General features: G+C 65.3%; 17 protein-coding genes. 10 read left to right on the forward strand and 7 right to left on the reverse strand.

Annotated features, from left to right (window positions below):
• Positions 1 to 8: 8 nt before the first annotated feature.
• The 6 genes from ASG57_RS11145 to ASG57_RS11160 form a co-directional block, all read right to left on the reverse strand.
• Positions 9 to 950 (reverse strand): aldo/keto reductase, encoded by a 942-nt coding sequence (locus tag ASG57_RS11145; RefSeq protein ID WP_024340420.1) that lies wholly within the window; start codon positions 948 to 950, stop codon positions 9 to 11.
• A gap of 256 nt (positions 951 to 1206) precedes the next feature.
• On the reverse strand, positions 1207 to 1662 hold the full coding sequence (locus ASG57_RS11150; protein ID WP_024340419.1) for a GNAT family N-acetyltransferase: 456 nt from the start codon (positions 1660 to 1662) through the stop codon (positions 1207 to 1209).
• 41 nt (positions 1663 to 1703) lie between these two features.
• The gene (locus ASG57_RS11155) at positions 1704 to 2042 is read right to left on the reverse strand and encodes a hypothetical protein (RefSeq protein ID WP_024340418.1); all 339 of its coding nucleotides are present in this window, start codon (positions 2040 to 2042) and stop codon (positions 1704 to 1706) included.
• 128 nt (positions 2043 to 2170) lie between these two features.
• Positions 2171 to 2329, reverse strand: coding sequence for a hypothetical protein (locus ASG57_RS38625; RefSeq protein WP_035698338.1), 159 nt, complete (start codon positions 2327 to 2329; stop codon positions 2171 to 2173).
• A 73-nt stretch (positions 2330 to 2402) separates the two neighbouring features.
• On the reverse strand, positions 2403 to 2579 hold the full coding sequence (locus tag ASG57_RS38630; protein WP_196232387.1) for a hypothetical protein: 177 nt from the start codon (positions 2577 to 2579) through the stop codon (positions 2403 to 2405).
• A 154-nt stretch (positions 2580 to 2733) separates the two neighbouring features.
• Positions 2734 to 3384, reverse strand: coding sequence for a glutathione S-transferase family protein (locus tag ASG57_RS11160; protein ID WP_024340417.1), 651 nt, complete (start codon positions 3382 to 3384; stop codon positions 2734 to 2736).
• Between the two features lie 567 nt (positions 3385 to 3951).
• Between ASG57_RS11160 and ASG57_RS11165 the strand changes: the two genes are divergently transcribed.
• The 7 genes from ASG57_RS11165 to ASG57_RS11195 all read left to right on the forward strand — a co-directional run bounded on the left by ASG57_RS11165 (position 3952) and on the right by ASG57_RS11195 (position 12020).
• On the forward strand, positions 3952 to 5154 hold the full coding sequence (locus ASG57_RS11165; protein ID WP_024340416.1) for a pyridoxal phosphate-dependent aminotransferase: 1203 nt from the start codon (positions 3952 to 3954) through the stop codon (positions 5152 to 5154).
• Positions 5155 to 5327: 173 nt separating this feature from the next.
• The gene (locus ASG57_RS11170; protein WP_024340415.1) at positions 5328 to 5807 is read left to right on the forward strand and encodes a DUF992 domain-containing protein; all 480 of its coding nucleotides are present in this window, start codon (positions 5328 to 5330) and stop codon (positions 5805 to 5807) included.
• Between the two features lie 230 nt (positions 5808 to 6037).
• The gene (locus ASG57_RS11175) at positions 6038 to 8101 is read left to right on the forward strand and encodes an elongation factor G (RefSeq protein WP_024340414.1); all 2064 of its coding nucleotides are present in this window, start codon (positions 6038 to 6040) and stop codon (positions 8099 to 8101) included.
• Between the two features lie 223 nt (positions 8102 to 8324).
• The gene (locus tag ASG57_RS11180; RefSeq protein ID WP_024340413.1) at positions 8325 to 8597 is read left to right on the forward strand and encodes a helix-turn-helix domain-containing protein; all 273 of its coding nucleotides are present in this window, start codon (positions 8325 to 8327) and stop codon (positions 8595 to 8597) included.
• Positions 8598 to 8687: 90 nt separating this feature from the next.
• Entirely contained in the window at positions 8688 to 10430 is a 1743-nt protein-coding gene (locus ASG57_RS11185; RefSeq protein WP_024340412.1) for a SulP family inorganic anion transporter, read from the forward strand.
• A 66-nt stretch (positions 10431 to 10496) separates the two neighbouring features.
• The gene (locus tag ASG57_RS11190; RefSeq protein ID WP_057196236.1) at positions 10497 to 11336 is read left to right on the forward strand and encodes a shikimate dehydrogenase; all 840 of its coding nucleotides are present in this window, start codon (positions 10497 to 10499) and stop codon (positions 11334 to 11336) included.
• A gap of 57 nt (positions 11337 to 11393) precedes the next feature.
• Positions 11394 to 12020, forward strand: a complete 627-nt coding sequence (locus ASG57_RS11195) for a hypothetical protein (RefSeq protein ID WP_024340410.1) — start codon at positions 11394 to 11396, stop codon at positions 12018 to 12020.
• A gap of 112 nt (positions 12021 to 12132) precedes the next feature.
• Here ASG57_RS11195 and ASG57_RS11200 read toward each other — a convergent pair whose 3' ends face one another.
• Positions 12133 to 13269 carry an alpha-hydroxy acid oxidase gene (locus ASG57_RS11200; protein ID WP_024340409.1) on the reverse strand — a complete coding sequence of 379 codons (1137 nt, stop codon included), beginning with the start codon at positions 13267 to 13269 and terminating at the stop codon, positions 12133 to 12135.
• Positions 13270 to 13384: 115 nt separating this feature from the next.
• Between ASG57_RS11200 and ASG57_RS38635 the strand changes: the two genes are divergently transcribed.
• The 3 genes from ASG57_RS38635 to ASG57_RS11215 all read left to right on the forward strand — a co-directional run bounded on the left by ASG57_RS38635 (position 13385) and on the right by ASG57_RS11215 (position 16623).
• Positions 13385 to 13552, forward strand: a complete 168-nt coding sequence (locus ASG57_RS38635) for a hypothetical protein (RefSeq protein ID WP_196232388.1) — start codon at positions 13385 to 13387, stop codon at positions 13550 to 13552.
• A 222-nt stretch (positions 13553 to 13774) separates the two neighbouring features.
• The gene (glmM, locus tag ASG57_RS11210; RefSeq protein ID WP_024340408.1) at positions 13775 to 15118 is read left to right on the forward strand and encodes a phosphoglucosamine mutase; all 1344 of its coding nucleotides are present in this window, start codon (positions 13775 to 13777) and stop codon (positions 15116 to 15118) included.
• A 254-nt stretch (positions 15119 to 15372) separates the two neighbouring features.
• Positions 15373 to 16623: an MFS transporter gene (locus ASG57_RS11215; protein ID WP_024340407.1), complete on the forward strand. Its 1251-nt coding sequence runs from the start codon at positions 15373 to 15375 to the stop codon at positions 16621 to 16623.
• Positions 16624 to 16689: the final 66 nt, after the last annotated feature.

The raw sequence follows: 16689 nt of genomic DNA on the forward strand, positions 1-16689 counted from the left end.
CTCACGCATCAGCCCAGCGTGATCCGGTCGATCTCCGCCATCTCCTCCGCACTGAGCTTCCAGGCGATCGCCTTGACGTTCTCCTCGATCTGCTCGACGCGCGTGGCGCCGGCGATGACGCTCGACACCTGCGGACGGCCGGCGAGCCAGGAGAAGGCGAGCTCGAGCATGCTGTGCCCGCGCGCCTTCGCGAAGGCCTGGAGCTTCTCGACCATGTCCTCGTTGCGGGGCGTGACGTAACGGTCGCGCAGGGCCGGCGCCTTGGCGAAGCGCGTGTCAGCCGGGGCGGCCGCGCCGCGCTGGTACTTGCCGGTGAGCAGGCCGCTCGCGAGCGGGAAGAACGGCAGCAGGCCGAGCTTGTACTCCTGCGCCGCCGGCAGCAGGTCCTTCTCGATGTCCCGGACCAGGAGGCTGTACTCGTCCTGGCAGGACACGAAGCGGCTGACGTTCATCGCGCGCGCGGTGAACTCGGCTTCCGCGATGCGCCAGGCCGGGAAGTTGGAATTGCCGATGTAGCGCACCTTGCCCTGCCGGACGAGGTCGTCGAGCGCGCGCAAGCTCTCTTCCATCGGCGTCAGCGGGTCGTAATCGTGCTGCTGATAGAGGTCGATGTAGTCGGTCTTGAGCCGCATCAAGCTGGCTTCGACCGCGCTCATGATGTAGCGGCGCGAGGCACCCTGCTTGGTGCCGTCGGTCGCCATCGGCTTGGCGTATTTGGTCGCGAGCACGATGTCCTTGCGGCGGTCGCCGAGCACGGTGCCGAGCACGGTCTCCGAGCCGCCCATCCCGGCATAGATGTCGGCGGTGTCGAACAGCGTGATGCCGAGATCGAGCGCGCGGTGGATCACCTTGCGCGAGGTCTCCAGATCCGTGCGCTGACCGAAATTGTTGCAGCCGAGTCCGACCGCCGACACGCGAAGGCCGGAGGCGCCGAGATTGCGAATTTCCATGGGGGATCCCGTTCAGATGAGCAGTGGACATTGTGACCACCGGGCGCCGCAGCAGCAAGCCGCTGCCTGCGCTGCTGCCATGCAGGCGATCCCAGGCAAAAAAATGCGGCCCCTGTCAGACGCGGCGACTGACGGGGACCGCTTTGGGGCGCTTGATCGGTGACGGGGGGCCTGACCAGACGCAAGGCCAGCCTAGACTTGCTGTGTTACGCGCGGGTGACAGGCGGAGTTATCCACAGGGCTCCGGGCGCAGGACTCAGAAGACCTTGCGGTAGACGATGAAGCCGGAACGCTCCGCGACCTTGTCGTACAGGCGCTGCGCCGTGAGATTGGTCTCGTGCGTCTGCCAGTACACGCGGGGCGATCCCGCGAGCCTTGCCCGCTCATAGACGCCATGGATCAGCGCCGAGCCGACGCCCTTGCCGCGCGCGGCCTCCAGCGTGAACAGGTCCTGCAAATAGCAGGATGGTTCGATCGCAGTGGTGCTGCGATGAAACAGATAGTGCGTCAATCCGAGCAGGCGCCCGTCGTCCTCGGCGACGAGCGCATGCATCGGCTCATAGGCGTCGAAGAAGCGCTGCCAGGTCATGCGCGTGATCTCGGGAGCGAGCGCGGTCGGACCCGAGCGGCCGTAAAAGGCGTTATAGCCGTCCCACAGCGGCAGCCATTGATCGTAGTCCTGCCTGGTGACGGCGCGAATGATGAGCGACATGTGGGTTACCGCGATGTCCGAGATGCACGATGAAGATGCCTTCATACGTGATGACGGCATTGCCGATCAATCGCGGTGGTGCCGGCGGTGGCGACGGCCGCGATTGCGAGGACGCCGAGCCGTGCCAGATCCGCGTTGCCATGACCGGAAGCGCTCTGGTGATGAAGGAAGATCAGCGTGGCACCGATCACCGCGACGACCGCACTGGTCATGGCCGAGGCGAGGCCCGACGAGGCGCCGGCAAGGGCCACAAGACAGACCAGCAGCGGTGCCGCCGATGGAGCGGGGAGGGTGGGGACAACGCGATCGAGAAGCACAGCCAGCAGCAGGGTTGCTGCCGTCAGGACCGGACCGTAAATCGCACGCCATCCGAGCCGCATGGGCCAGTCTCGCTCCTCCCGAACGAGGCAAGGCGGCAACACTGACTGATTGTTGCGCCAGTGCGCCGCGATCTCGTGCGGTGTGCCTAAGGCGCGCTTGCGTGCAAGCGTGAGGCTTTCGGATGATTTTAGACCATGTGCGCGTGCTTGACGGGTTGTTGCAGCGTGGGCGCGTTCAGCGTCGACGTCCCCACGCCCTTGCGCGTGCCGACGATGATCAACAGCGACGCCGCGACCAGGATGGCCGCAGTCAGCGTAATTGCAACGACTACCACAGGTGATTTCATCGACGTCCTGTCGCGATGCCGGTCGGCGCGGGCCGCACGGCGCCCTGAAGGCCGGTCCAGGATGGAACGGGGATCAGACCGGCAGGCCCATCGCCATGGTCGCCTTGGTCGACAGCACCGTCAGGGTGACGATCAAGCATAGCGAGAGTGCGGCGACGGCAAGCGAGGCCGCGACCGCATGGGTGAGCCGGGAAGACGCGACGGTAGCGGATGGGCCCTGAAAGCCTGCCGTGCCGGACGCCCGCATCATGGTCTAAATCCTTCAACGCGCGAGCGAATCACCCGCGACCTCCCGCAAACTTCACCGCTGCAACCGGCAATATTGCGGCGGCGGTTGCGCCAAAAGCGGCGAAATTGCGGCGACGGCGTCCCTTATGCCCGCTATTCGACGGAGCGGGGCGCAGTCAGACGCCGGCGGCGATGCTGGCGGGGTCGGCAATGTCGGCCGGGCGCCAGTCCATCGTCACGAAACCGGGTGCGGCTTCGACGCGCTTGAGCCAGTCCCGGATGGCGGGAAAGGTTGAAAGGTCGAAGTCGCAGCGGTCGGCCAGATGGGTGTAGCCGTACAGCGCGATGTCCGCCACCGTGAGCTGGCGCGCGGCGAAATAGGCGTTGGTCTTGAGATGGTTTTCCATCACCTGGAGAGCGCCATAGCCGCGCTCCATCCAGTCCTCCAGCGAATGGGTCTGGAGGTCGCGGCCGCCCTTGACCAGCGAGAGCCAGAAGTAGGCGGCGCCGATGTTCGGCTCCAGCGCGTGCTGCTCGAAGAACATCCATTGCAGCGCCTCGGCGCGGTCGATGCGGTTCTCCGGCGCGAGCGGCGTGCCGACGGCGACGTACCAGAGGATGGCGTTCGACTCGGCGAGATAGCGATCCTCGCCGACCTCGAGCAGCGGCACCTGGCCCGAAGGGTTCTTGCTCAGAAAATCCGGCGTGCGGCTCTCGCCGCGCAGAATGTCGACCTCAACGGCTTCGTAGGGCAGGTTGAGCAGCGCCAGCGCAAGGCGGACCTTGTAGCTGTTGCCGGAGCGTTGCATCGAATAGAGCTTGTACATTCTGGCGTTCGAATCCGAAGACGGGAAGGCGCGGCGCTCGTTGCCCCGCGAGGCGGCTAAACAATGATGCCGATGCGAATCCGCCGCAAGAGCCAGCCGATAGAAAAACTCGAAAACCCTACCGCACTGCAACGGTGCTGAAGATCATTTCCGCGCGATGATGAAGATCAGATCACGCTTGCGTCAACGCGGAGGCGGCGAGACGTACATGATGAAGCGCAAACTTCCGCCATCGTCGTCGCCAGGCACGATCCCGTCATCCACGTCTTGGCCATGGGGCGAAGAACGTGGATGCCGGGGCAAGCCCGGGCGTGTCGACGAGCGGCTTTGGAGAGATGCACCACGCAAAATTGCTCCGAGGACAAGCCTTGTCGGATATGAGCCATTCGGGAGGCAAAGTTGCGGAAAATTGCGGGAAATCACGGCTTGAACCGCTCGATATCCGTAAGTTTTTCCGCGATCAGGCCGAAGTTTCTTGCGGCGCAGCGGCGCACGTTTTAGGGTGGCGCATTCCCACAATCAGAGTCGTGAGGCGAAAGGCTTCACGACGCTCGCCAGGAGATGATGATGTCCTTCCTTGCCGCTGCGCTCGACCGTGTGAAGCCGTCCGCGACCATCGCGGTCACGGACAAAGCACGCGCGCTGAAAGCGGCGGGGCGTAACGTCATTGGCCTGGGCGCCGGCGAGCCCGACTTCGACACGCCCGCCAACATCAAGCTGGCGGCGATCCATGCCATCGAGGCCGGCAAGACCAAGTACACTGCGGTCGACGGCATCCCTGAGCTGAAGGAAGCGATCATCGCCAAGTTTCAGCGCGAGAACGGCGTCGTCTACAAGCCGAACCAGATCATCGTCGGCACCGGCGGCAAGCAGGTGCTCTACAACGCGCTGATGGCGACCATCAATCCGGGCGACGAGGTGATCATTCCCGCGCCCTATTGGGTCAGCTATCCCGAGATGGTCGCGCTCGCCGGCGGGGAGCCGGTGCCCGTGGTCTGCACCGCAGCGACCGGCTTCAAGCTCCAGGCGGAAGCGCTCGAGCGCGCGATCACGCCGAAGACCAAATGGGTCATCCTGTGCTCGCCCTCGAACCCGACGGGCGCTGCCTACACGCGTTCGGAACTCAAGGCGCTCACCGACGTGCTGGTGAAGCATCCCCATGTCTGGGTGATGACCGACGACATGTACGAGCATCTCGTCTATGACGACTTCCAGTTCACCACCGTCGCGCAGGTCGAGCCGGGTCTTTACGACCGCACGCTCACCGTGAACGGCGTCTCCAAGGCCTATTGCATGACCGGCTGGCGTATCGGCTATGCCGGCGGTCCGGCGCATCTGATCAAGGCGATGGCGACGATCCAGTCGCAATCGACCTCGAACCCGTGCTCGATCGCGCAGTGGGCCTCGGTCGAGGCTCTGAACGGGCCGCAGGAGTTCATCCCGGCCAACAACAAGGTGTTCAAGGAGCGCCGCGACCTCGTGGTCTCCATGCTCAACCAGGCCAATGGCATCGAGTGCCCGCGTCCCGAGGGCGCGTTCTACGTCTATCCGTCCTGCGCCGGCACTATCGGCAAGAAGGCGCCGTCGGGCAACGTGATCGCGAACGACGAGCAATTCGTCACGGAGCTGCTGGAAACCGAAGGCGTCGCCGTGGTGCAGGGTTCGGCCTTCGGTCTTGGACCTGCGTTCCGCATCTCCTATGCGACCAAGACCTCGGACCTCGAAGACGCCTGCAAGCGCATCCAGCGCTTCTGCGGCAACCTGCGCTGAGACTCAGTCGCGACGAGACATCGAAAAGGCCCGCCTCCGGCGGGCCTTTTTGGTTGGTTGCACGCTTTCCTTGCGCGCGATCTGGCACCATTGCGGCTGTTGTGGCATAGATCATCGCGCAACACGGGTGGGGCGCTCTCTGCTCGGATCACATCATCGCGGAGATATCTTTCATGCGCCGTTCGCTCCTCCTCGCCGGGCTCACCGCCGCCAGCCTCGTTGCCTCCGTCACGAGCAGTGGCGCGCAGCAGCGGATGGCGCGGATCGGCGTGCTCGAATGCCGCGGCGGCGCCAGTGTGGGCTTCATCGTGGGATCGGTGACTCATCTCGGCTGCGTGCTGCGGGCCGACGGCTTGCCCGATGATCGCTATGTCGCGACGATCCGCAAGGTGGGCCTCGACATCGGCATCACCCAGGAGACCGCGCTCGCCTGGGGCGTGTTTGCACCGGTCGACCGCCTCGGCCCCGGCGACCTCTCCGGGAATTACGTGGGCGCGCAGGGCAGCGCCTCGATCGGCGTCGGTCTCGGCGGCAACGTCCTGGTCGGCGGCTCCAACAATTCGATCGCGCTGCAGCCGCTGAGCGTCCAGGGTCAGGTCGGCCTCAATATCGCGGCCGGCCTCGAAAGTTTGGAACTCCGACCCGGCCGCTAAGGCGCACCGCCGGTGGTGCTTCGTTCACCTCTCCTGATTGCGAGAGGTGGAACACCGGCGATTGGCCGATTTGATCTCATCACGCTGGATCTCATCAGGCACTATAAAACTCGATCCAACTGACGACGCACCGCAGCGACGTTTGACGCTTGCCAAATCTCGGGGACGGGCAGAGCATCAGCGTTTGCCGACCCAATGATGGGCCGAGCTCCACAAGAAGGAGGCGGCGAATGGGACAAGACGTCAGAAGTCCCCCAGTCAATAAAACGTCGGGTCCACGGTGCATCGCACTGGTGGGCCCTTTCCAAAGCGGTAAGACCACACTCTTGGAAGCAATCATGGCGCGGACGGGCGCAATCCCGCGCGCCGGCAGTGTCGACGCCGGCACTTCCGTCGGCGACGCCACGCCAGAGGCCCGTCATCACAAGATGACCGTCGGGTTGACTGCCGCCACGACGAGCTTCATGGGCGACAGCTACACCTTTCTCGATTGTCCCGGTTCCGTCGAGTTTGCCCACGACATGCGCGCCGCGCTTCCCGCGGTCGATGCTGCGATCGTGGTCTGCGAGGCCGACGAGAAGAAGCTGCCGCAGCTTCAGATCATCCTGCGCGAGCTCGAGGAGCTGAAGATCCCGCGGTTCCTGTTCCTGAACAAGATCGATCGCGCCAGCCAGCGCATCCGCGAGACCCTCGCGATGCTGCAGCCCGCCTCCCGCGTGCCGCTGGTGCTGCGCCAGATCCCGATCTGGAAGGGCGAGCTGATCGAAGGCTTCGTCGATCTCGCGCTGGAGCGCGCCTTCGTCTATCGCGAGCACAAGGCCTCGGAGGTGGTCGCGCTCGAAGGCGGCGATCTCGATCGCGAGAAGGAAGCGCGCTTCTCGATGCTGGAGAAGCTCGCCGATCACGACGACGCGCTGATGGAGCAATTGCTCGAGGACATCCAGCCGCCGCGGGATGCCGTATTCGACGATCTCGCCCGCGAATTGCGGGAGGGGCTGATTTGCCCGGTGCTGCTGGGTGCAGCCGTGCGCGAGAACGGCGTGTTGCGCCTGATGAAAGCGTTGCGTCACGAGGCGCCCGGGGTCGCGGAGACGGCAAAACGCCTCGGCGTACCCGAGAGCAAGGACGCACTCGGCTATGTCTTCAAGACGCTGCATTCGCAGCACGGCGGGAAGCTGTCGCTGACGCGGCTGCTCGCCGGCCGTCTCGACGATGGGGCGACGCTGCAATCCTCCTCGGGCGGTGCGGGGCGCATCTCCGGCATCCTCGCCGTCAACGGCGCCTACGACACCAAGCGTGCTTCGGCCGAAGCCGGCGACACGGTGGCGCTCGCCAAGCTTGATACGGTGAAGACCGGCGACACGATCTCGAACGGCAAGAGCCCGCCCGCTGCATTGATCACGATCGAGCCGACGCCGCCGGTACTTGCGATCTCGGTCGCCGCCACCGACCGCAAGGATGACGTCAAGCTCGGCCAGGCGCTCACGCGGCTGCATGAGGAGGATCCCTCGCTGGTCGTCGTGCAGAACGCTCAGACCCACGACACCGTCTTGTGGGGACAGGGCGAGATGCACCTGCGTGTCGCCGGTGAGCGCTTGCGCGATCGTTTCGGCGTCAAGGTCACCTCGCATCCGCCGGCTATCGGCTATCAGGAAACCATCCGCAAGCCGATCACCCAGCGCGGTCGTCACAAGAAGCAGTCCGGCGGCCACGGCCAGTTCGGCGATGTCGTGCTCGACATCAAGCCGCTGCCGCGCGGCGAAGGCTTCAAGTTCGCCGAGAAGGTGGTCGGCGGCGCGGTGCCGCGCAACTACATCCCGGCGGTGGAAGAGGGCGTCGTCGACGGCCTCGCGCGCGGCCCGCTCGGCTTTCCTGTCACCGACGTGCAGGTGACGTTGACGGACGGCTCGTATCACAGCGTCGACTCCTCCGATCTCGCCTTCCGCACGGCGGCGCGCATTGGATTGAACGAAGGCCTGCCGCAATGCCAGCCGGTGCTGCTGGAGCCGATCCACATGGTCGAGATCGTCTGCCCGACCGACGCTACGGCCAAGATCAACGCGATCCTGTCGGCGCGGCGCGGGCAGATCCTCGGCTTCGACACTCGCGAGGGCTGGAGCGGGTGGGATTGCGTCCGCGCCATGATGCCGGAGGCCGAGATCGGCGAGTTGATCGTCGAACTGCGTTCGGCCACCGCCGGCGCCGGCAGCTTTACCCGCCAGTTCGATCACATGGCTGAGGTCACCGGCCGCGCCGCCGACCAGATCATCGCCGCGCATCAGCACGCGGCGTGATTCCAGCGGGGAGGTAACGGCCTCTCTCCCCCTTTCCCCGTCTGAACATCTTCACGGGGAGGGGGGTGAGAGGCTGTCACCTCCTGTACGGCCCTTCATTTCTGCCGCGCATTCACCACGAGGGGCGAGATCAGGCCCCCTTGCGCATGCGCATGAATGATGTATTTTACATCATTGTATATGTTCTAGATATCATCTATAGGTGCCCATAAGTGAGGCTGAGGTGATCACGTCGTTTCAGATGCGCGCAGCCCGGGCGCTGCTTGGCATTGACCAGAAAACCCTGGCCGAGCTTGCCGGCGTGTCACTGCCGACCATCCAGCGGATGGAGGCCTCGACCGGCAACGTTCGCGGCGTGGTCGAGACCCTGATCAAGGTGGTCGAGGCGTTTGACCGGGCCGGCATCGAGCTGATCGGCGAACAGGCGCGCAGCGACAGTGGCGGGCGTGGCGTTCGCCTGAAGGAGCCGGGGCCGCCGCGCCGCATCGGGGCATGATCGGAGGTTGATCGTGCTCGGGGTCAGGATGGGTAAGCGCATCGTCGCACCTCGGCAACACGGGACGCACGATGCTTCGGAGCGTCGTGCATGAGCATCACAACGGATCAAGCGGCCAAGCTGCATCAGCTGCGTCGTCCGACTTTCGCGGAACTGTACCTGCCGAAACTCGTCACCGTCTGGCGTGAAGGTTACGGCGTCGCGGATTTCCGCGCCGACGTCTTCGCCGGCCTCACGGTTGCGATCGTGGCACTGCCGCTGTCGATGGCGATCGCGATCGCCTCGGGCGTGACGCCGGACCGCGGCCTCTATACCGCCGTCGTCGGCGGCTTCATCGCTTCCCTGCTCGGCGGCAGCCGGTTCCAGATCGGCGGACCTGCCGGTGCGTTCATCGTCCTGGTCGCAGCGACTGCGGAGCGTCACGGCGTCGATGGCGTGATCCTCGCCACCATGATGGCGGGCCTCTTCCTGGTCGCCGCGGGCCTGCTCAGGGTCGGCACCTACATCAAGTTCATCCCCTATCCGGTCACGGTCGGCTTCACCGCCGGCATCGCGGTGATCATCTTCGCCAGCCAGCTCCGCGATCTCTCCGGCATCACGCTTGCGGGAAAAGAGCCCAGCGAGTTCGTGCCGAAGCTCGTTGCGCTCGCCGGCGGGATCAGCACCGTCAATCCGTCCGCCGTCGCGGTGGCCTTCGTCAGCATCGCCATCATCGCTGCCTTGCGCCGCTGGCGGCCGTCCTGGCCCGGCATCCTGATCGCTGTCGTGTTTGCGGCGGTCGCAACTGCCGTATTGTCGCTGCCCGTGGAAACGATCGGCTCCCGGTTCGGCGGTATTCCGCGCGAGCTGCCCTCGCCCGCATTGCCTGCGTTCTCGCTGGAGAAGGCAAGGGCGGTGCTGCCGGATGCGATCGCCTTCGCGCTGCTGGCCGCCATCGAGTCGCTGCTGTCGGCCGTGGTCGCCGACGGCATGACCGGCCGTCGTCATCGCTCCAATTGCGAGCTGGTGGCGCAAGGCGCCGCCAATGTCGGTTCGGCGCTGTTCGGCGGCATCTGCGTCACCGGCCTGATCGCCCGCACCGCAACCAACATCCGCGCCGGCGCGCGCGGACCGATTGCGGGCATGCTGCATTCGGTCTTCCTGCTGTTGTTCATGCTGATCGCCGCGCCGCTGGCGAGCTACATCCCGCTCGCCGCGCTGGCCTCCGTGCTGGTCGTGGTGGCCTGGACCATGGCGGAGAAGCACGAGTTCGCGACGCTCCTGCGCTCGTCATGGGGCGATGCCGTCGTGCTGCTCGCAACCTTCCTGCTCACGGTCTTCCGCGATCTGACCGAAGGCATCCTGGTCGGCTTCGCCCTCGGCGCGGTGCTGTTCATCCATCGCATGGCTGAGATGACGGGCATCGAGGAGCGGACGCCGCTGGTGGCCGACGATCGCCCCGACGACGGCAATGGCGAACGCGTGCCTTACGATCCCGCGCTTGCGGTCGATCGCGACGTGCTGGTGTATCGCATCACCGGCGCGTTCTTCTTCGGCGCTGCCTCGGCGATCGGCAGCGTGCTCGACGGCATCGCCGACCAGCGCAAGGCCTTCGTGGTTGACTTCGCCGCGGTGCCGTTCCTGGATTCGACCGCGGCCAACGTGCTCGGCCGGGTCGCCGCCAAGGCGCACCGCCAGGGCATCAGGCTGTTCATCACGGGGGCATCGCCCACGGTCCGACGCGCGCTGCTCACCCACGGTGTGACGCCGCCGCGCGCGCGCTATCGCACGAGCCTCGAGCGCGCCATCGCCGACATCAAGGGCCGGACCGCCGACGAGGCCGGGGCGAACTGACGGCGCGCGCTTGACAGGGCGGGCGCGACGCGAAATGGATCGCCTCGGAAACGACCCGAGGGAAACATGACCGCGCCCAAAGCTCCCGCAGCCTGTCTGATCGGATGGCCGGCCGCGCATTCGCGCTCGCCGCTGATCCATCATTACTGGCTGCGCACGCTCGGAATCGAGGGGGGCTACGTCATCGAGGCGGTTCCGCCTGAGGACCTGCGCGATTTCGTGCTGCGGCTGCCGCTCCGCGGCTTCGTCGGGGCCAATGTCACCATCCCGCACAAGGAAGCCGTGCTGGCGCTGTCGACGCCTGACGCGCGCGCGAAGGCGGTCGGCGCCGCCAACACGCTGTGGTTCGCCGAAGGCGAGCTGCGTTCGACCAACACCGATGTCGAAGGCTTCATCAACAATCTGGACGCCAGCGCGCCCGGGTGGGACGCGGCGGAAGAGGCGCTGGTGCTCGGCGCCGGAGGCTCCTCGCGCGCGGTCGTGTTCGGCCTGCTCGAACGCGGCATCAAGCGGGTGCATGTCGCCAACCGCACCGTTGCCCGGGCCGAGACGCTGGCAAAGCAGTTCGGGCCGGACGTGAGGCCGCTGCCATGGAACGCGATCGGCGACGTGCTGCCGCGCGCAAGACTTCTCGTGAACACGACCTCGCTCGCCATGCATGGGCAGCCTTCACTCGATATTGATGTCGCGCGGCTGCCGCAAGCCGCGGTCGTTGCCGACCTCGTCTACGTTCCCCTGGCGACACCGCTGCTCGCCGAAGCACGGGCGCGTGGCCTGAGCACCGCCGACGGGCTCGGCATGCTGCTGCATCAGGCGGTGCGCGGCTTCGAGCTGTGGTTTGGGCGGCGGCCCGAGGTCACGGCCGAGCTGCGCGCATTGGTCGAGGCCGATCTCACAAAGTCTTGAGAGAATAGGGCGCGGTCTTTCGGAGTTCTCCATCGTGGGGGACAATCGGAGACCGTCATGTCTGTTCAACGTGCAACCTTCACACGTCCGCTGATCGCCGTCGCGATGGTGGCCGTCTCAACCTACTGCGCCTTCGCCCAAAGGGCGCCGGTGCCGACGCGCGTGCGTGGCACGATCGAGAGCGTCAATGGCGACACCATGCAGGTGAAGTCGCGAAGCGGTGAAGAGGTCAAGCTTCACCTCGCCTCCGATGTGAACGTGTCGGGGATCACCAGGATTTCGCTCGCCGACATCAAGCCGGGCTCGTTCATCGGCGCGACCACCGTGCCGGGACCGGACGGCAGCCAGAACGCGGTCGAGGTCCACGTGTTTCCGGAGAGCATGCGCGGCACCGGCGAAGGCTCGCGGCCGTGGGATCTCAAGCCCAACTCCAGCATGACCAATGCGACCGTGGCCGAAAGCGTCGTCGGCAATGACGGTCACACGTTGCTGGTGAAATACAAGGACGGCGAGAAGAAAGTATTCGTTCCCGACAACGTCCCGGTGGTGACCTTCGTGCCGAGCGACAGATCCGAGTTGAAGCCAGGTGCCAAGGTCATCGCCTTCATGAAGCAATTGCCCGACGGCTCGTTCGAGACCAACCGCGTCAGCGTCGGCCGCGACGGACTGACGCCGCCGATGTGAGGCGGAATGTCGTTCCGGGGCGCGCACAACGCGAACTATGGTGTGCAATTGCGCACCTGAGAATCTCGAGATTCCGGGTCTGGTCCTTCGGACCGTCCCGGAATAACGAGTGTTAGACCGCAATGATGTGATCGTCGATCTCGTCCACCCTGTTGACGCCGCACAGGCCCATCGTGGTGAGCAGCTCCTTCTGGATGATGTCGATCGCCTTGGCGACGCCGGCCTGGCCGCCGGCGCCGAGACCATAGGCATAGGCGCGGCCGATCATGCAGGACTTTGCACCGAGCGCGAGCGCGCGCATCACGTCCTGGCCGGAGCGGATGCCGCCGTCGAACATGATCTCCATCCTGTCGCCGACCGCGTCCGCAATCTCCGGCAGCACCTCGATCGAGGACGGTGCGCCGTCGAGCTGCCGGCCGCCATGGTTGGAGACGACGAGAGCCTGCGCGCCGGTCTTGGCGGCTTCCTCCGCGTCCTCGACGTCCAAGATGCCCTTGATGACGAGCTTGCCGGGCCAGATGCTGCGGACCCACTCCACGTCCTTCCAGTTCAGGGAGGTGTCGAATTGCGAGGCCGTCCATTCGGCGAGACGGTTGAGATCCTCGGTGTTCTTCACGTGCCCCGCGATGTTGCCGAAGGTGCGGCGCTTGCCTTGCAGCACGCCGGAGACCCAGGCCGGCTTGCTGGCGAAGTCCAATAGCTTCGAGAGCGACCATTCCGGCGGCACCGTCATGCCATTCTTGATGTCCGCATGACGCTGGCCGATCACCTGCAGGTCGACGGTCAGCACCAGCGCGCTGCACTTGGCCGCGATCGCGCGCTGGATCAATTCCTTGATGAAGCCGCGGTCCTTCATGACGTAGAGCTGGAACCAGAACGGCTTCTCGACACTGGCGGCGATGTCCTCGATCGAGCAGATCGACATCGTCGATTGCGTGAACGGGATGCCGGCCGCCTGCGCGGCACGGCAGGCATGGATCTCGCCATCGCCATGCTGCATGCCGAGCAGGCCGACGGGCGCCAGGATCAGCGGCATGGTGGAGGGCTCGCCGAGGATCGTGGTCGAGGTGTCGCGCTTGGAAACATCGACCAGGATGCGCTGGCGGAACTTGATCGCCTGCATGTCCTCGCGGTTGGCGCGCAGCGTCTCCTCGGCATAGGAGCCGCGGTCGCAATAGTCGAAGAACGCCTTCGGCACGCGGCGCTTATGGAGCGTACGAAGATCGTCGATACAGGTGATATGCTTCATGTCGCTTCCCCGCCCGTCTTTGACCCAGCAGTCTTGCATCGGAACATTTCGGGGTCATCTAGCATGGTTGGATGCACAGCCAAATCGTTTGCGGGATGTTTTGCAGGAGGGCGCCATGACGAGGCCGCACGCTGGACCGTCGCCGGAAGAGATCAAGGAGAAGCAGGATCTCGATGAGGCGCTCGAAGAGGGACTGGAGGAGACATTTCCGGGCTCCGATCCCGTCAACGTCACCCAGCCGCCGCCGAGCCGCGAGGACGGCCATGTGAAGCGCAGCGGGTAGGACGGGTTTCGCCCCGGCGCGGCGATTTGGCGGGAAGCATAGCGTTAACAAGACCTTACCGAATCGGCCCCGCAGCCGGTTCCGTAATGATTCATCATATTTTTTGAAGCCAAGTTAGCCGCGATGGCCTTATAAGACCCCCAGCAAATCAGGGATGCGGGTCCCCATCGGGAAGCCCGTGGTTGTCGAGGGGATCCCCTGGTTGCTGCCTTGGGGGACGATATGAGCCGCAAATATTTCGGGACGGACGGGATTCGGGGCCGCGCCAACGGACTGATCACGCCGGAGCTCGCGCTCAAGGTCGGCCAGGCCGCCGGTCTCGCGTTCCAGCGCGGCGACCACCGCCACCGGGTCGTGATCGGCAAGGACACCCGCTTGTCCGGCTACATGATCGAATACGCGATGGTCGCGGGCTTCACCTCGGTCGGCATGGACGTGCTGCTGGTCGGCCCGATGCCGACGCCGGCGGTCGCGATGCTGACCAAGTCCATGCGCGCCGACCTCGGCGTGATGATCTCGGCCTCGCACAATCTGTTCGAAGACAACGGCATCAAGCTGTTCGGCCCGCAGGGCTTCAAGCTTTCCGACGACGTCGAGAAGCAGATCGAGCAGTTGCTCGACGAGCCCATCGACAAGCGGCTCGCACAAAGCGCGAGCCTCGGCCGTGCCCGCCGCATCGATGGCGTGCATGACCGCTACATCGAGTTCGCCAAGCGCACGCTGCCGCGCGATCTGTCGCTCGATGGCCTTCGCGTCGTGATCGACTGCGCCAACGGTGCCGCCTACAAGGTGGTGCCCGAGGCGCTGTGGGAGCTGGGCGCCGACGTCGTGCCGATCGGCGTCGAGCCCGACGGCTTCAACATCAACAAGGATTGCGGCTCGACCTCGCCGGAAGCGCTGTCCAAGAAGGTGCGCGAGATGCGCGCCGATATCGGCATCGCGCTCGACGGCGACGCCGACCGCGTCATCCTGGTCGACGAACGCGGTCATGTCGTCGACGGCGACCAGCTGCTCGCGGTGATCGCGCAGAGCTGGAAGGAAGACGGCCGGCTGTCGCGGCCGGGCATCGTCGCCACCGTGATGTCCAATCTCGGGCTGGAGCGGTTCCTGAACGGGCAGGGGCTCGATCTCGTGCGCACGCCGGTCGGCGACCGCTACGTGCTCGAGCAGATGCTGAGCGGCGGCTACAATCTCGGCGGCGAGCAGTCCGGCCACATCATCCTGTCCGACTATGCCACCACCGGTGACGGCTTCGTTGCCGCATTGCAGGTGCTGGCCGTGGTGCAGAAGCTGCGCCGTCCCGTGTCCGAGGTCTGCCATCGCTTCGATCCGCTGCCGCAGATCCTCAAGAACGTCCGGCACAAGGGCGGCAAGCCGCTCGACGATTCCGACGTCAAGTCGGCGATCTCGGACGGCGAGAAGCGGCTCAATGGCCACGGTCGCCTGCTGATCCGTTCCTCCGGCACCGAGCCCGTGATCCGCGTCATGGGCGAAGGCGAGGACCGCATCCTGGTCGAGGACGTCGTCGACACCATCGTTTCGGCGCTGGGCCAGGCGGCGGCGTAAGGCGAGCTCTCTTCCTTCTGCCCTTGTGGGAGAAGGTGCCGCGAAGCGCCGGACGAGGGGTTCTCGCAACTCGCAATGCTGTTCGTTTGGATAGAGACCCCTCACCCGTCTCGCCGCTAATGCGGCGAGCCACCCTCTCCCGCAAGGGGAGAGGGTAAGAGACGCATTCCAGCCATTTGCGATTGACGGTGGTTTGGCTGCCGCTCGCATCGTAATCACCGGTTCGCGGCGTTCTGCCGCGCCGGATTGCTGCATTGAACAAGCCTGTTGTCGTCTCGGATGAAACGCTGACCGAGCCCGTCGTCGTCAGCGATGTGACGCCCGCCGCCGGCAAGGCGGCAGGGCCGGCATACATCGTGCTCGCCGGCATCAGCTTCTCGCACTTCCTCAACGACACCATGCAGTCGCTGATCGCCTCGGTGTACCCGATCCTGAAGGACACCTATGCGCTCGATTTCGCGCAGATCGGGATGATCACGCTGGCCTTCCAGTTCACGGCCTCGCTGCTGCAGCCGGTCGTCGGGCACTACACCGACAAGAAGGCGCAGCCCTATTCGCTGGCGATCGGCATGGCCTCGACCTTCTTCGGCCTGCTGCTGCTCAGCGCCGCGCAGCAATATCTCGTCATCCTCGTCGCCGCTGCACTGGTCGGGCTCGGCTCGGCGGTGTTTCACCCGGAGTCGGCGCGCATCGCGCGGCTCGCTTCGGGCGGCCGCTACGGCTTTGCGCAATCGGTATTCCAGCTCGGCGGCAGTTTCGGCACCTCGATGGGGCCGGTGCTGGCGGCGCTGATCGTGGTGCCGTTCGGGCAGGGCAGCATCGCCTGGTTCTCCTCGATCGCGTTCCTCGCGATCCTCATCCTCTGGCGCATCGGCCGCTGGTACGCGCCGCAGATCAAGGCGAGGACGACGGCCGCTGTCCAGTCCCGTCCCGACGCGCCGAGCTCGCGCCGCGTCGCCGTCGCGCTGGCCGTGCTCGTCGCGCTCCTGTTCTCGAAGCAGCTCTACGTCTCGAGCCTGTCGAGCTACTACATCTTCTATCTGATGGACCGCTTCGGTGTCTCGACGCAGGCAGCCCAGATCTATCTCTTCATCTTTCTGGCGGCGAACGCCGTCGGTGCCTTTCTCGGTGGTCCCCTGGGCGATCGCTTCGGCCGGAAGATCGTGATCTGGATCTCGATCCTGGGCGCGCTGCCGTTCACGCTGGCGCTGCCTTATGCCGGGCTCGTTGCCAGCGCCGTGCTCAGCGTCGTCATCGGCCTGATCATCTCCTCGACGACGTCGTCGATCATCGTGTTTGCGCAGGAGCTGGTGCCGCATCGCTTTGGCATGATCTCCGGCGTTTTCTTCGGCGTTGCCTTCGGCATCGGCGGCCTGGGCGCGGCCGTGCTCGGCAAGCTAGCCGACCATACCTCGATCGAGTTCGTCTACCAGGTCTGTGCCTGGCTGCCGGCGATCGGACTGCTCGCGGTGTTCCTGCCAAAGCTGCCGCGTCACGCGCGTTAACGCATTCTCAACTGCTGCCTCCAGGGCTTCATACATCGTTAGCAATTGCGAACCGCCGGCGCTGCA

Source organism: Bradyrhizobium sp. Leaf396 (assembly GCF_001424605.1).
Lineage (GTDB): Bacteria > Pseudomonadota > Alphaproteobacteria > Rhizobiales > Xanthobacteraceae > Bradyrhizobium > Bradyrhizobium japonicum_C.